Here is a 15,228-nt window from a genome sequence, read left to right on the forward strand (position 1 = left end):
GTCTTAAACTGTACAGTTTAAGGCCCTTTTCGTGAACCGGATTGGACAGTTTTCAAACCAATTAGGACTGGAGTTGAAGGCTCTTCTGAAATTAAATATCTAAACCACTACTAATTCTATCTTGTCACCTTTAGATACCAGATATTCCTGTTTACCATAGGTCAAGGTAACAGATCCTTCAAGTACAATAAGTAATAAATGTTCCTCCAGGTACATCGTTCCCTTAACCTCCATGCTGTGTATGCATTGCTCAATAACTGAACAGCCATCCAACATCAACGCATTCTGCTGATCAGGACCGCTCACCAAAAGTTTCTGCCATAGAGGCTAATAAGCGTTCCCCTGGTACCTCCTGCAGGAGACCGAGACCCCGTCGCTCATTACATTGAGCGTTATACCAAAATCGGTTTTACCCACCCCACCGGAAGCATCCAGTTTATACAACTTTTGGCTCAGCGCGGTTTTCCTGCTGTTATTTTTCTTTTAAACAATCCTCTAAAAAATTGATGACCTGTGTTTGGCTGTCTGGCGAAGCATATTGTATAACATCAAAACAATTAATCCTATTATGATTTCTAATGTACGGGTCGGCGCCTAATTTTATAAAATGGTGAATTTTTTGTTTAAAAATCTCCGTGGCTTGATGGGAGAATTCAAATTCAGTATTCTCATTAATTTTATACTGGTCGTCAAGCCAGTACAGGAGAGCCGATACAAGTCTGTAAATAATTGTTTTTCCAAACCTATCGTAAGCGTTGATGTCGGCGTCATGTTTTAAAAGCAGGGCCAGCGCCTCCTCACTGTAGGCATAGTCAACACAATCATGTAGCGCATACCTGATAGTTGCTTTTTTTGTTAGTAAATATTCACTAAGTTCATTATTCCCATACCAGTAGGTCAATTCAAGAAAGGTGATATCAGCGAGTTTGTATTTGCCGTTTATATCAATCGCTCCACTTTCCACCTCATTTTTAAACTTTTCATTCAATTTACGAGTAATCAGCCTAAGTTCATAAGAATCATTTTCAAACTTCTGAGATGGCTTTAGTTTATTGTATTTAGGAGGAGCCGTGTATCTTTGCGGAGTTTTGATCTCGTGCGGTTTATTCCAAATTCGTTCATACGATCCATTGTCTTTTAAAGCATCCCAACGGGAGATCCCATTTGATTTTAAAGAAACGATCCGTTCGCAATGAAATAAAAAGTTTATAGCGCTTTTACTCCAGTCACAACCACAAACAATGTCATAATAAGAGAAGTAATCTTTGGAAGCCGTCTTTATATTAATTGCAGCGATCCCCATTATAGATTTTACGTTATCATATTTTATGTGCTGAAACTTCTTTTTATTTTCAGCATTAAAGCGTCTGATATCCCGTAAATTCAGAAGTATTTTTTCTGTGATAACGTGTGCGATCTTTTCCTGGTTGTTAAAAATAAAATCCAGCGTATTCAATTGTTCCACGTATGGGTCGGGGTTATCAGTCAGGTCGTCCTCGAATTCAATTGTCACCACTCCATTAGTGGGTAATTCAGAAGAGATGGATACATAAGGGCCGCGTCGTTCCTGGAATCCGGCAAATGCTGGCAGCTCTATTTCGTACGACCAATCACCATTGAGTTCAAAATTGTCTTTGTTCATCATATGTTTTCACTAAAAAGCATTTTCCACTGGCTGCATCGTCCTGGCATGCAAAAGTAGAAAATAAAGGTTCGGATATGGGAGTGAGAAAGCTACAGTATAAACTGAATAACAGGTGGTTACGATATTCATATCATCTTTGAACGGGCTATAGTGGACTAAAAGACACGACCATTAAAGATAGGTCACTGAAATGGTCACCGAATTGTTCGCCATTTTACTTGTATCCGTTTGAATTGATTTGATGCGGAAAAGTGCAGCAAATAAAAGCGGGACGTGTATTTTAATAAAAAAGGTCCGTCTTTCGACGAACCTAAATGTGACCCCGTCTGGATTCAAACCAGAAACCTTCTGATCCGTAGTCAGATGCTCTATTCAGTTGAGCTACGGAGCCATTCCCGTGATTGGGATTGCAAATGTAGATAAAAAATTGAAACGATCAAAAAGATTTTGAATCTATTCGGGATCGCATGAAACACATTGAAAAGATGCATCAAATACCTGGATGAATGACAGGTATAAATTCCATCCCGCGATGCAGGATGGATGTCTTTTTGTTAAAGTATTATACATTCCCAATAATTTTCTTCCAGTGTGGTAACTGTGCTGGCGCTTTGGCAGCCACTTCTTTCAAAAACTGTTCGGCAACTTTTTGATAACCTTTTTTCAAATCAGAAAGTGGAAAGGTTTTGTTGCGCCATTTTTTGCTGCCGCCGCCCTCTGAGATAGCCGAATCAACAATGGAAAAGGCTACCTCGTTCGGTTTGATCAGCACAAATTGGAAGGCCGGTTGCCCCTGCTCTCCCTCATCATAGGTGTATTCGGTATCTTTTCCTGATTCGAAGTTGCGGACTATCGTACCCAGCACATTGAACCAGGCATTCAGGCACACATCTTCCTCTCCAAAATAGCCCATGGCAGGTACCACCTTCTCGTCGATCACGATCTGTAAGTGGCCGTGTACATGCGAGAAATGATCGGTTTTGGGAACGGGCTTACAGATACCCAATGCCATTCTTAATTGTCCCATAACGATAAAAATAAATATGGTTTTCGAAAGCATGCTAGAGTCACAAAATCATTGTAATGCAGTAGCAACAGGGATTTTAATTAAATAAAAAAGAGGATAATTACATATTAGTAATTATCCTCCTCAGTGACCTCGTCTGGATTCAAACCAGAAACCTTCTGATCCGTAGTCAGATGCTCTATTCAGTTGAGCTACGAAGCCATTCCCGTGATTGGGATTGCAAAGGTAGCAATATTTTTGTAATCGCCAAATATTTTAAATATTTTTTTGTTTGATTCATAAGCGGCGGGTTACGTACATTTACGAGCCGCTGTATGGACGGGCGTCTGTAAAAAAAAGCCGAAGGTGAAAATACAACTCTGGAGTATCGGAAAAGAAAATGACCCTTATATAAAGGATGGCATCGCTGTTTTTCAAAAGCGATTGCAGCACTATGTAGACTTTGAGCTGAAACTGATTCCCACAGTAAAACAGGCTGCCAGCCTTTCCATTCCTGAACTGAAAAAACAGGAAGGGAAAATGATACTGGACATGTTGCAGCCGCAGGATTATCTTGTAGCCCTTGATGAATATGGTAAAATGCAGACAACGCTGCAGCTGGCTGATTTCCTGCAACAAAGGGCGAATGCGGCTACCAGACAGGTTATTTTCCTGATCGGCGGCGCCTTCGGACTGGATACCAACGTACTGGAAAGAGCACAGCTTAAATTGTCGCTTTCTCCCCTCACCTTCCCGCATCAGCTGGTCAGACTTATCATGACTGAACAACTTTACAGGGCATATACAATACTGAACAGAGAGAAATATCATCATCAGTAAAAAATCAGTATAATTACATTCTCATCAATAAAATCAATCGACTGGCATGGACATGACAATCAGCATAGCGATTATAATTATTACATGCATCATTTCTGTTACTTCGTTTAATAGTGAAAAACGGATGGACGACCTGAGCATGTGGCCATACATGGTAAAAGAAAAGAACCAGTATTACCGGTTCCTTACATCCGGATTCGTACATGCAGATTTTATGCATCTCGGCTTCAATATGTTTACCCTCTTTTTCTTCGGTAGATTTATTGAAGAGATGTTTCTCCTGATATTCAAAGGCAAGGGGTATTACCTGCTGTTTTATGTACTCGCCCTGATACTCTCGGATATTCCTACTTATATCAAGCATAAGAACGATTCTGGTTACAGAACCATAGGCGCATCAGGAGCTGTTTCTGCAGTAGTATTCGCCGCTATTCTTTTCCAGCCCTGGGCTAAAATCCTGGTGTTCTTCATTCCTATGCCTGCAATACTCTACGGTATAGTATATCTCGGCTATACGATCTATATGTCCCGTCGCGGTGGCCCTACCGGTATTAATCACGATGCCCATCTCTGGGGCGCCGTATTTGGCATCCTTTTCCCGCTGATCTTTGAACCGAGGATCGGTTTGATCTTTCTTGATCAGCTGATGCACGGTTACAGGTAACAGCTTCATCTTTTCCGGTTTGTTTTTTGCCAGATGTAGAATGGACGATATGTGCCAACATTGCAAAACAAGCCTCACATATGGAGCTAGACACGGCTAACATCATACAGAAAAGAAAAAAGCAGCGTCCCGGATTGTGGATGAAGAATCAATTAGTGGATTTTTCTCCACGCGAAAAATTCATGTCCAGCGAAGAGCTGCCAGTACAGTCAGAAGAACCCGTAAATATTTTATTACAGACTTTAAATGATGACAACCTCAGGGATGTGCAAGTTGCATCCGCTGAACTACTGTATAAGATACAAGGATCTGTTTCTCTTTCCAGGACAGGAATCGGCTATTCCCTCAGGGAGACCGGCACATTTGTCTTTAGTCTGAAAGATCTTTACTCGCCGATTAAAAATAATCCTGTCTGGTTGTTAAAATAAAGCCTGAAGGTTAGTTTTTCATCTAAAGAAAGAATTTATCAGTTATGGAGAATATTGTGAAGATATTGCTAGCGGATGATGACATGGAGGACCGGTTCATCATGCAGGATGCCTTTAATGCGATCAATCTCCCCGAGGTGCCCCTCCTGGTGGAAGATGGCGAAAAGGCACTGGAATATCTTGCTGATACGCATGCAAGGGCAGGCGTTATGCCTTCTCTTGTGGTACTTGACCTGAATATGCCACGACTCAGCGGCACTCAGACATTGCGGGAGCTGAAAAGCCTGGATGCCTATAGGGACATTCCGGTGATCATCTTTTCTTCTTCTTTAAACGTCATAGAAATGCATCAGTGTAAACAACTCGGGGCGCTGTCTTATATGGTAAAACCATTTACATATGATGAGTACCTGTTGTCAGCACAGCATTTTTATGATTTTTGTCTGAAGAAACATTCCTTCCCGGAATTTAACAGTCTTATAAACAATTTCAAGTAAAAGCGAGACCTGACTTAGAGGGCCTCCCACTCTATCGTCAGGAGTTCTTTTGTCTGATTGGTTATCTTAAACCTGTCATCTATCCGCAATCCCACTATCCATACTACCCGCTTCGCCGACTCAAGCACCCAGGTGTTCTCCTTCTGGGGAAGTGACAATTTCTGATCAATAAAAAAGCGGCTCAGCTTCTTTTTCTTCCGCATGCCCAAAGGGTAGAAATAATCGCCCTGTTTCCATTTCCTGAGTATTAAGGGATATTGCAGCGAATGTTTGTCCAGGCAGGCGATATTGGCCGCTGCAGGGATGTTGCTTGTTTCTTTCCTTTCGCTGGTCTTTAGTTTGAGTATACCACTCGCCATAGCCACAGCAGTACGGTCTTTTTCAATTACAATGACAGGAGCCTCTTCTTCCGCCAGCGGCGTAATGAGCAACCATTGCCTGTCACGTATGATACGGTGCGAACCTGTCTCCACCAGTTTTCCGGAACTGCTGTCCAGCAGTTCAAGCACCTGTGGCAGCTGTGCAGGAGTACAGCCATATTGCCTGAATATCTCCCAGGCAACCGTTTGCATGGGGATTGTCTTCTGCAGCTTCAGCACGGGTATCATGTACATGTTCCCCTTCTGCTCTACCAGCCTTTTGATATGCTTTTCGACTGACTGTGCATATAATATCTCTGCTTCGCGGAAACGCTCTATGCTGCCTGCAATATTACTGACCACACCAGGATAAGCTTCCTGTATGACGGGAATCACCTTATGTCTGAAAAAATTACGTGTATATTTAACTGTGATATTGGAGCTGTCTTCCACGAAGGCAATATTGTGTTCGATGGCATAGGTCCGTATGTCTGCTTTTTGCGCAAACAACAGGGGACGCACTAAGTATGCCTGCTTAGGCAGAATGCCGTGAAGACCGGCGATCCCGGTACCTTTACTAAGGTTCATCAATACCGTCTCCGCGCTATCCTGCATATGGTGGGCAGTCACGATGTAATCGCAGTTCGTCTTCACCATGGTCCGTTCCAGCCATTCATAGCGCAGCTGGCGGGCTGCCACCTGGATGGATACACGATGTGATGCCGTATGCGCCATCGTATCAAAACGCACCTTGTAGAAGGGTACCTGCAGACGGGCCGCCAGGTCTTCCACGAAGGCCTCATCCCGGAGGGATTCTTCCCCCCTCAGCTGAAAATTACAATGGGCGATGGAGAATGTAAACCCCGCCGCCTTGAAAAGATGGGCCATCACTACGGAGTCCACTCCCCCACTGACGGCCAGCAGCATTGCGTGGTTGTGTGTGAACAGTTGCTCCTTTTGTATATATGCAGTAAATCCTGTCAGTAAATCCATGTACTGGTTGTTAAATGAGATCATCCAATGCAGCCTGTAATTCGTTGTAAGCATGCCTGTCATTGGCAGCTTTGGCCATCTGCATGCCCTTTTCAAATACGGCTATGGCTTCCTGCGGAAGACCGGCCCGTTCCAGCAGGCGGCCCAGGTGATAATAGGAGCCTACATAGCCTGGTTCGTGCGCCAGCAACTCTTCAAACAGTGACCTGGCGGCACTGTCATCGCCAATCTTGATATATTCAAGGGCCAGCGCATGCTTAAGAAAGCTGTCATTTGGGCTGTCTTTAAGAAATTCCTTTATCCTGGCTATTCTATCCATTATTTAAATATATTTGCTCATACCGCTTTTAAAAACAAAACAGTTTAGGCCATGAAGATTTTAGTTTGTATCAGTAAAACTCCGGACACGACTGCAAAAATAGCTTTCACAGACAACAACACGAAATTCAATGAAGCGGGTGTACAGTTCATCATTAACCCCTACGATGAGTGGTATGCCCTGGTCCGCGCTTTGGAATTGAAGGAAACCCTGGGGGCTACCGTACACCTGATAACCGCAGGCGGTCCCGATACGGAGCCTATCATCCGCAAGGCGCTGGCTTTAGGCGGAGACGAAGCATACCGCATCAATACAGACAGCCAGGATAGTTTCTACATCGCTACACAGATAGCGGAACATGCCCGCAAACAGGCCTATGACCTGATCTTTACAGGCAAGGAAACGATCGATTACAATGGCGCAGCCATCGGAGGTATGGTAGCTGAACTGCTGGATCTTCCCTATGTATCTATCGCCGCAAAATTTGAACTGAATGGCACTGAAGCAACCCTCAACCGTGAAATTGAAGGCGGGGAAGAGGTTGTGAAAGTAACACTGCCTGCTGTTGTATCCTGCCAGAAAGGAATGGCGGAACAACGTATTCCCGGCATGCGTGGTATCATGGCAGCCCGCACCAAGCCGCTGGCAGTGGTAGAACCTGTTGCAGCAGATACACTGACCACCGTTACCGGTTTTGAACTGCCACCGGCAAAAGCAGGTGTAAAGCTCATCAGCCCCGATAACGTGGATGAACTGGTGAAATTACTGCATGATGAGGCAAAAGTGATCTGATCACTGTACAAATATGCAGGACCCTCTATTTTAAGCTCCATTTTTAAGCATTTAAATTCTACGTCAGAACATGTCAGTTTTAATATTCGCAGATCAGGCTCATGGCAAGATAAAAAAAGTAGCATTCGAAGCAGTACAATATGGTGCCAAAGTAGCACAACAACTGGGCACTACAGCCACTGCACTCGTGCTGGGAACAGCAGATAGTGAAGAGCTGGAGGCATTAGGCAATTATGGCGCTACGAAAGTATTGCATGTTGCAGATGCCCGGCTGAATGAAGTGGAAGGAACAGTATTTACAAAGATCATTGCCGACGCTGTAGCGCAGGAAGCTGCACAGGTGGTGATATTCCCACATAATTTCGATGGCAAGGCTGTGGCGCCGCGTGTAGCCGCCCGCCTGAAAGCCGGCCTGGTATCCGGAGCAGTTTCACTGCCGGACACCAGCAATGGCTTTGTGGTAAAGAAAAGCGTATTCTCCGGCAAGGCATTTGCCAACGTTAATATCAATACCGCAGTGAAGGTAATTGCTGTTATGCCCAATACCTTCGCGCTGGAGCCAACAGCCGCAAAAGCAGCTGTGACAGCCTTCTCTCCTGCTATCAGCGATGCTGATTTCAAAGTGAAGGTAAGCAGTGTGGAAACAGTAAGCGGTGAAGTGCCGCTCACAGAAGCAGACATTGTAGTGAGTGGCGGCCGGGGCCTTAAAGGACCCGAGAACTGGGGACTGGTGGAAGATCTGGCAAAATCACTGGGTGCAGCCACAGCATGCTCCCGCCCAGTAGCAGATACCGGCTGGCGCCCGCATCATGAACACGTAGGACAAACAGGGTTAACTGTACGTCCCAATCTATATATCGCAATCGGTATTTCAGGCGCTATACAGCACCTCGCAGGAGTGAACGGCAGTAAAGTGATCGTGGTCATCAATAAAGACCCGGAAGCGCCTTTCTTTAAAGCAGCTGATTATGGCATTGTAGGGGATGCCTTTGAGGTAGTTCCTAAACTAACCGCGGCCATTAAGCAAATGAAGTAAGTAAGCCACTAACTTGCGCTTACTTATTATCTGTTTTTTAGATAAGGAATATTTTTTCTAACTTCACGTTCTTATAAAATATTCAGCGACAACGCAGGACAGATATGAGAAAAATAGAACTGGAAATAGTTGCTTTATCGCACAGCATTACGCAAACACATTCTTACGCCGTGGTATTAGGAGAGGTGAACGGTTTGCGCCGCCTCCCTATTGTAATTGGCGGGTTTGAAGCACAGGCTATCGCTGTGGCATTAGAGAAAATGCAACCCAGCCGACCACTAACACATGATCTGATGAAAAACTTTATGAATGCTTTTAATATTGAGCTGCATGAAGTGGTGATCAGTAACCTGCAGGAAGGAATTTTTTATTCTAAATTGATCTGTTATAGTAATGAAGAAACAATAGAGATAGACTCACGTACCTCCGATGCTCTCGCACTGGCTGTACGTTTTGGCTGTCCGATCTTTACTTACGAAAATATCCTGAACAGCGCAGGTATCCTGCTCGATGATCCTGCAGGTAAGAAAAGCGGTGTAAAGCCCGTTACTCCCACCATCTCAGAACATGAAAAAGGAGCGGAAGATGATCTCAAAGTCCTGAACCTGGATGAACTTACACAGTTGCTGCAGGAAGTGCTGGAACAGGAAGATTACATCCGCGCCATCGCTATCCGCGACGAGATCAACAGCCGTAAGAGCCGCTGATAAACATCCTTGCATTTACTATTACAAAATAAACGATCCATAAACCATAGTAGTACTATGGTTTATGGTTTTTTATACCATGATCGTCTTCCCGAATTGTAAGATCAACCTGGGCCTGCATGTAGTCAGCAAACGGCCTGACGGCTTCCATGAACTGGAAACAGTATTTTATCCTCTGCCACTGACCGACGCCCTGGAAGTACTCAGCCCCGGTACCCTGCAATTTGCAACCAGCGGTATTGCTGTTCCCGGTGATAGTGCGGATAATCTTTGTTTAAAGGCATGGCGCCTGCTAAAACAGGACTATCCTACCCTGCCCGAGGTGAACATTCACCTTCATAAGAATATTCCAATAGGAGCCGGCTTAGGCGGAGGATCTGCTGACGCAGCCTTTATGCTACAGTTGCTGAACAGCCGTTTTCAGCTGGGTATTACGGAGGAACAGCTATTGATCTATGCTGCTCAGCTGGGAAGCGATTGTCCTTTCTTTATACAGAACAAACCCTGTTATGCTACCGGCAGAGGAGAGATAATGACGCCTATAGAACTGGACCTCTCCGGATGGTCTTTTGTATTAGTATATCCAGGTGTTCACATCAATACAGGCTGGGCATTCAGCCGTATTACGCCAAAGGCGCCGGCATTATCATTACAGGAAAACATTCTGCAACCGGTGGAAACATGGCAGCATACAATCACTAACGATTTTGAAGCACCAGTGCTCGATGCACATCCAGCGCTTGCAGCCATTAAAGAAAAATTATATGCGGAGGGAGCAGTATATGCGAGTATGAGCGGGAGCGGGTCAGCGTTTGTTGGGATCTTTCCTAAAAACAAAATAGCCAGCATTGCATTCGATCACAGCTACAAAGTATTTATCTTATAATCGTCATCCACTCATTTAACGGAAGCCCTCAACGTTTGAATATTTATCTTTTAGTCGCGATAAAATTATTTTACGGAAGCTATAAGCGTTTGCGAGGATCTTTCCCAGAAACAAGATAGCCGGCATTGCATTCAACACCGGCTACAAAGTATTTATCTTATAATCGTGATCCGCTCATTTAACAGAAGCGATCAGCATTTGTAAGGATCTTTCTCAAAACAAGATAGCCGGCATTGCATTCAACACCGGCTACAAAGTATTTATCTTACAGTTACGATCCGCTTATTTAACGGAAGCGATCAGGCTCTTGAAAGTTTCTGGTTCATTCATTGCCAGATCAGCCAACACCTTCCTGTTCAGGTCGATATTCTTTTCAGACAATTTATGGATAAACTCAGAGTAAGTCAGACCTTCTGCTCTCGCAGCAGCGTTGATACGAGCGATCCACAGCTGACGGTAGTTTCTTTTCTTGAGTTTACGGCCTACATAGCTATATGTAAGACCTTTCTCCAATACGTTCTTGGCTACGGTATAAACATTTTTCCTTTTACCGTAAAAGCCTTTGGCCTGCTTTAATATTTTCTTCCTGCGGGCCCTGGAAGCAACTGCATTTACTGAACGAGGCATATAGTGCTTTTTTGATCAGGTTAATAATTAATTACACAACACCACATCTCATTATCTGAGAGCAAGCATTCTTTTTACCAGGTCCAGGTTAGCTGAACTAACAAGGCTGCTACCTCTCAGGTGGCGTTTTCTTTTGGTAGACTTCTTGGTCAACAGGTGACTTTTGAAGGCATTATACCGCTTAATCTGTCCGCTCCCGGTCACCTTGAAGGTCTTCTTCGCCCGGGAATGAGTCTTTACTTTGGGCATCTTACATCAAATTTGGTCTGCAAAGGTAGGTAAATATTTTAAACAACAAACGGCCAATATAAAATAATTATTAACGTCCCAAGGGTGTGGATAACTTTTAACCGCCTGATTAAACTTTTTTTTCACACCGTTAAGATACTGAATATCAAATTCCCCCCACCCTCTTATTTCCAATTATCCTTCTATTTATTGCTTTAGAATATATACACATTTTTTATATTTCCTATATTAGTCATAATTTTAATTTTAAAATAGTCTCATTTCTTAGCCATATCAAGTAAAAAAATGATCAAGCCTATGGAAACACTTTACACTTCTCAAAAAGCCATTCCGGTGCAGGATTGGACATCCTATCGATCGGTAAGACATTGTAAATCTGTCAGTTGGCGTGACGTCTAAATCACATCATTTCTGATACTCTTTTCACAAAACACCTACTGATGAAAAAGATTCTAATCCTATTATATATGATGATGTGCTGCGCTATCGGAATAACGCAGGCACAGACCATATATGTTAACACACCGGATACGGTCTGTATCTCAACCGCCAGTAGTACGGCGGGGCAGACCAAGTACCTCAGCGTCAACGCAATGGTCGTTACCTCCAATAGATATAAGGTAACGGAGCAGGCCTCGTGGGCAATAGCCGGCCCAACTGGCAGCGCAGCTGACTATGAAGTCCTCTATACAGGGAATACGTCTGCGGTAACAAAGGCGGATAAACTGACGAAGACCAAGTCGCTGACATTGCAGTTTCTCGTACCAGGTATCTATACCCTGACGATCACCATGCCTTATACGGATAATGGTGTCGCCAAGACCTCCACTCAGACCAAGAAGATCGTCGCGATGGACTGTACTATTAGTACGTGCGGTTCCAACGAAGCGAATGACAAACCGGGCTTCTTTGAAGATTTCGGAACCATGCCAGGTACTGGCATCGTTCGCCGGGCCTACCCAATTAATGGCGTAGTAACCTACGACTATCAGGGTACTGGAGATCTGGCGGATAACTATTATTCGATAGCAAACAACACACAGCTCAAGGGCGACTGGGTATACAACACCGACCACACCGGTAATAGCCGCGGTGGTATGTTGGTTGCCAACTCTGCCTACGAACCGAGGAGATTTTATCAGAAGACCGTTACCGGCCTCTGTAAGGGATCCGTTTATAATTTTAGTGCCTGGTTGATAAACATCAACCCTATCGGCGTTTTTGAAGGTGGTTGCGTATCCGGTTATCGATATGCCGGGGTAACCTTCCAGGTGGTGAATGCTGCCAACCCTAGCCAGATCCTGGCCAACTTCCCCACTTATAACGTGTCAATGGACCTGAGTGTTCCTCAGTCCAGCTGGCAGAAATATGGAGGATCCTTTACTGTTCCTCCAAGTATCGACTCAGTTAAAGTACTTATTATTAATAATAAGCCCGGTGGTTGTGGTAACGACATCGCGATCGATGATATCGAATTCGCATATTGTAGTCCAACCATCACTGCTTCCATTAAAGGTAAAACTGATAACCTGGCGGAGGTTGTCTGCGAAGGCGCTCCGATTACACTTACTTCCGCCTATACTCCTTCCAACTATTTCGTAAATCCGAACTACCAATGGGAAATGAGTGATGACGAAGGTCTCACATGGATCAACGTACCTTTTGGTACGAATACCTCCAAAGACCTCGTGATCGGTCCCGGACAGCTGAAAGGCACCAGGACCGTTCCTACGTCTTACCGTTTCCGAGTCCGAATATACGAAGCCGGGAGTGACGCCGTCACGTGTGCCTCGCCCTCGGAATACGTCCGGCTGACGATATTACCAATGCCAACGCTGTACCTGACGAAGAGCCAGGTCTGCGCAGGGGCATTTGTTGAATTACAGGCATCCGGAGGTTTCGACAGGTTCACCTGGAGAGACTTGCCTGGTTATGTAGGCTCTACCCGTACCATCCAGGTGACCGGTGACACCACTATTATGGTGTATGGTTATGTGGATTATGCGGACGGACATACGTGCGTGGACTCAAACACTGCGTTTATCAGTTCTATTGATAAACCTATCGTAGACGTAATTTCAACTTCACAGAATATTTGTGCCGGTTCTTCTGTTGATATCCGTATCAACGACGCACTGGCCGGACAGGTAATTAACTGGTACCAGGGTCCTGATGCGGGAGGTGTACTTACACCGCTGCCTCAGTACGATGGAATGACCTTCCTGTCACAGGTACAGATCAACACACCAGCAGAGGGCGTCTTTACTGTAATAGTAAGAGATCCTGGTAATGTCTGTAAGGTGCAATCTGCTCCATTCATTGTTAATGTAACGCCAGTACCGGTTGCTAATGCCGGACCTGATCAGCTGGCATGTGCCAGTATAAACACCACCGGTAACTTTACTATGGCTGCATTGCTGAATTCCGGCGAAAGCGGTACATGGACTGTAGATACCCTGTGGGGACCAGGTGCTGATCCTAATATTACCGCTGCAGACTTCAAAAATTATGCGACCGTTCAGTTCCCTACCCTTCCAAAAACAAGGGTAACACTGAAGAAAGGCGGTATAACTGTAAGGTTCAAATGGACTGTGAAAGCCACTGCCAACACTTCCTGCTCCAGCAGCGACTTTGTTGAAGTAAGCCTCCTGTACGATCCAACCTTCAGTGATGCTGGTCGTGATACTACTCTCTGTGCTAGCAATGTCTTTACGATGAATGCCAGCCAGCCGGATGGAACATTGACCGGTCCGTACGCGGAAACCGGTACATGGAAACTTGTATCCGGTAGTGCTACCATCGCAAACATCCATGCATATAATACAACAGTTACGTCTCTGGCGAACCCGCAGGATATTGTTCTGACATGGTCTATCACCAATGCCGCGAACTGTACTCCAAGCGTGGACACTGTTGTACTGCATAAAACACCCCGTCCGGTAATCGTACTGAATCCATCTATAGTTACCTGTAACACATCCGGTACATTCTCACTGGATACCCTGTCTACAAAAGGTAACCCGGATACTTACAGTATCACTGCCGGCGTTCCTGCCCTGCCAGGTTTTGTGCCTGTAACCAACCAGCCTATTACGGCATGGCCAGTGGTAGTTAACTATCCTGTGGGTGTTGCGCGTGGAGTATATAACTTCAACCTGACTTACAAAAATAGCCTGAATGCAGGTTGTGATTCTACCGTTCCATTCTCTGTGAGCGTAGAAACGCCTCCTGTAGCTCCAACGGGCATAACAGTAGGCTCGCCTAATATCTGTACTTCCGGTACTACTACGCTGACTGTTGTGGGTGGAAGCCTGGGAACAAAAGCTGATGGTACACCAAACGGAACATGGGTATGGTATGCCGGAGGTTGTGGAACAGGCGCTTCTATCGGTACTGGCACCACCATTACCGTGGCAGTAAGCGCTACCACTACTTATTATGTACGTGCTGAAACTACCGGTGCATGCTCCAACACTACCTGTGCGAACGCTACCGTAACAGTATACCAGGCGCCAACTGCTGCCAATGCCGGTCCAGACCAGACCAAGTGTAACACTACTGCCTTCACCATGGCTGCTAATGCAGCTTCTGTAGGTACTGGTACCTGGACACTCCCTGGTGGTACTACTGCTACGATTACTGCTGGTCAGGCGAACAACCCTGCTGCGGTAATTAATGTACCTGCCGGTGTAACTGTAACAGCTACTTGGACCATCACCAATGGTGCCTGTACCACTTCTGACGTAGTAGTACTGAAAAACGATGTACTGCCAACTGCTACAGCTGGTCCAGACCAGACTAAATGTAACACTACTGCCTTCACAATGGCAGCCAATACGCCTGCAGTAGGTACCGGTACCTGGACACTCCCTGGTGGCACTACTGCTACTATTACTGCTGGTCAGGCGAACAACCCTGCCGCGGTAATTAATGTACCTGCTGGTGTAACTGTAACAGCTACCTGGACTGTAGTAAATGGTACCTGCTCCGTTTCTGACGCCGTAGTGCTGAAAAACGACGCGCTGCCAACTGCTACTGCTGGTCCTAACCAGACCAAGTGTAACACACCAGCCTTCACCATGGCTGCTAATACGCCTGCTGCCGGTCAGACCGGTACATGGACACTGCCTGGCGGTACTACTGCTACTATCACTGCTGGTCAGACGAACAGCCCAACCGC

The 15,228-nt window shown here is 45.2% G+C and carries 16 protein-coding genes and 2 tRNA genes; 9 read left to right on the forward strand and 9 right to left on the reverse strand.

Annotated features, from left to right (window positions below; all coding sequences use genetic code 11):
- Window positions 1-99 precede the first annotated feature (99 nt).
- The 5 genes from F3I09_RS34595 to F3I09_RS15995 all read right to left on the reverse strand — a co-directional run bounded on the left by F3I09_RS34595 (window position 100) and on the right by F3I09_RS15995 (window position 2,873).
- A complete protein-coding gene (locus F3I09_RS34595) occupies window positions 100-234 on the reverse strand; it encodes a hypothetical protein (RefSeq protein WP_255479707.1) in 135 nt (44 codons plus the stop codon).
- A gap of 238 nt (window positions 235-472) precedes the next feature.
- Window positions 473-1,645, reverse strand: coding sequence for a hypothetical protein (locus F3I09_RS15980; RefSeq protein ID WP_149696035.1), 1,173 nt, complete (start codon window positions 1,643-1,645; stop codon window positions 473-475).
- Window positions 1,646-1,962: 317 nt separating this feature from the next.
- A tRNA-Arg gene (locus F3I09_RS15985) sits at window positions 1,963-2,036 on the reverse strand.
- A 171-nt stretch (window positions 2,037-2,207) separates the two neighbouring features.
- Complete coding sequence (locus F3I09_RS15990; RefSeq protein ID WP_149696036.1) at window positions 2,208-2,672, reverse strand: hypothetical protein; 465 nt, start codon at window positions 2,670-2,672, stop codon at window positions 2,208-2,210.
- A gap of 127 nt (window positions 2,673-2,799) precedes the next feature.
- Window positions 2,800-2,873: transfer RNA gene (locus F3I09_RS15995), tRNA-Arg, on the reverse strand.
- Between the two features lie 144 nt (window positions 2,874-3,017).
- On the opposite strand from F3I09_RS15995, the gene F3I09_RS16000 reads away from it, so the two are divergent.
- The 4 genes from F3I09_RS16000 to F3I09_RS16015 all read left to right on the forward strand — a co-directional run bounded on the left by F3I09_RS16000 (window position 3,018) and on the right by F3I09_RS16015 (window position 5,080).
- Window positions 3,018-3,491 carry a 23S rRNA (pseudouridine(1915)-N(3))-methyltransferase RlmH gene (locus tag F3I09_RS16000; RefSeq protein ID WP_149696037.1) on the forward strand — a complete coding sequence of 158 codons (474 nt, stop codon included), beginning with the start codon at window positions 3,018-3,020 and terminating at the stop codon, window positions 3,489-3,491.
- 46 nt (window positions 3,492-3,537) lie between these two features.
- Window positions 3,538-4,155 (forward strand): rhomboid family intramembrane serine protease, encoded by a 618-nt coding sequence (locus tag F3I09_RS16005; protein WP_223233257.1) that lies wholly within the window; start codon window positions 3,538-3,540, stop codon window positions 4,153-4,155.
- Between the two features lie 80 nt (window positions 4,156-4,235).
- Entirely contained in the window at window positions 4,236-4,583 is a 348-nt protein-coding gene (locus F3I09_RS16010; protein WP_149696038.1) for an RsbRD N-terminal domain-containing protein, read from the forward strand.
- 44 nt (window positions 4,584-4,627) lie between these two features.
- Entirely contained in the window at window positions 4,628-5,080 is a 453-nt protein-coding gene (locus F3I09_RS16015; RefSeq protein ID WP_149696039.1) for a response regulator, read from the forward strand.
- A gap of 14 nt (window positions 5,081-5,094) precedes the next feature.
- On the opposite strand, the gene tilS is transcribed toward F3I09_RS16015, so the two are convergent.
- The gene (tilS, locus tag F3I09_RS16020; RefSeq protein ID WP_149696040.1) at window positions 5,095-6,432 is read right to left on the reverse strand and encodes a tRNA lysidine(34) synthetase TilS; all 1,338 of its coding nucleotides are present in this window, start codon (window positions 6,430-6,432) and stop codon (window positions 5,095-5,097) included.
- A gap of 10 nt (window positions 6,433-6,442) precedes the next feature.
- Complete coding sequence (locus F3I09_RS16025) at window positions 6,443-6,751, reverse strand: tetratricopeptide repeat protein (RefSeq protein WP_149696041.1); 309 nt, start codon at window positions 6,749-6,751, stop codon at window positions 6,443-6,445.
- Window positions 6,752-6,802: 51 nt separating this feature from the next.
- Between F3I09_RS16025 and F3I09_RS16030 the strand changes: the two genes are divergently transcribed.
- The 4 genes from F3I09_RS16030 (at window position 6,803) to ispE (ending at window position 10,172) form a co-directional block, all read left to right on the forward strand.
- On the forward strand, window positions 6,803-7,543 hold the full coding sequence (locus F3I09_RS16030; RefSeq protein ID WP_149696042.1) for an electron transfer flavoprotein subunit beta/FixA family protein: 741 nt from the start codon (window positions 6,803-6,805) through the stop codon (window positions 7,541-7,543).
- Between the two features lie 70 nt (window positions 7,544-7,613).
- The gene (locus tag F3I09_RS16035) at window positions 7,614-8,579 is read left to right on the forward strand and encodes an electron transfer flavoprotein subunit alpha/FixB family protein (RefSeq protein WP_149696043.1); all 966 of its coding nucleotides are present in this window, start codon (window positions 7,614-7,616) and stop codon (window positions 8,577-8,579) included.
- A gap of 104 nt (window positions 8,580-8,683) precedes the next feature.
- Window positions 8,684-9,286, forward strand: a complete 603-nt coding sequence (locus tag F3I09_RS16040; RefSeq protein WP_106603870.1) for a bifunctional nuclease family protein — start codon at window positions 8,684-8,686, stop codon at window positions 9,284-9,286.
- 64 nt (window positions 9,287-9,350) lie between these two features.
- Window positions 9,351-10,172, forward strand: a complete 822-nt coding sequence (gene ispE, locus F3I09_RS16045; RefSeq protein WP_149696044.1) for a 4-(cytidine 5'-diphospho)-2-C-methyl-D-erythritol kinase — start codon at window positions 9,351-9,353, stop codon at window positions 10,170-10,172.
- 282 nt (window positions 10,173-10,454) lie between these two features.
- Here the strand turns inward: ispE and rplT are convergent, their stop codons facing one another.
- Both rplT and rpmI read right to left on the reverse strand, forming a co-directional pair.
- Window positions 10,455-10,799, reverse strand: a complete 345-nt coding sequence (gene rplT, locus F3I09_RS16050; protein ID WP_149696045.1) for a 50S ribosomal protein L20 — start codon at window positions 10,797-10,799, stop codon at window positions 10,455-10,457.
- 51 nt (window positions 10,800-10,850) lie between these two features.
- Window positions 10,851-11,048, reverse strand: a complete 198-nt coding sequence (gene rpmI, locus F3I09_RS16055) for a 50S ribosomal protein L35 (protein ID WP_089788140.1) — start codon at window positions 11,046-11,048, stop codon at window positions 10,851-10,853.
- A 440-nt stretch (window positions 11,049-11,488) separates the two neighbouring features.
- Here rpmI and F3I09_RS16060 point away from each other — a divergent pair.
- Window positions 11,489-15,228: hypothetical protein (locus tag F3I09_RS16060; protein ID WP_149696046.1), on the forward strand; the 3,740-nt coding region annotated here is incomplete at its 3' end.

Origin of the sequence: Chitinophaga sp. CF418, from assembly GCF_900142925.1 — a bacterium.
In the GTDB taxonomy this organism is placed as follows: domain Bacteria; phylum Bacteroidota; class Bacteroidia; order Chitinophagales; family Chitinophagaceae; genus Chitinophaga.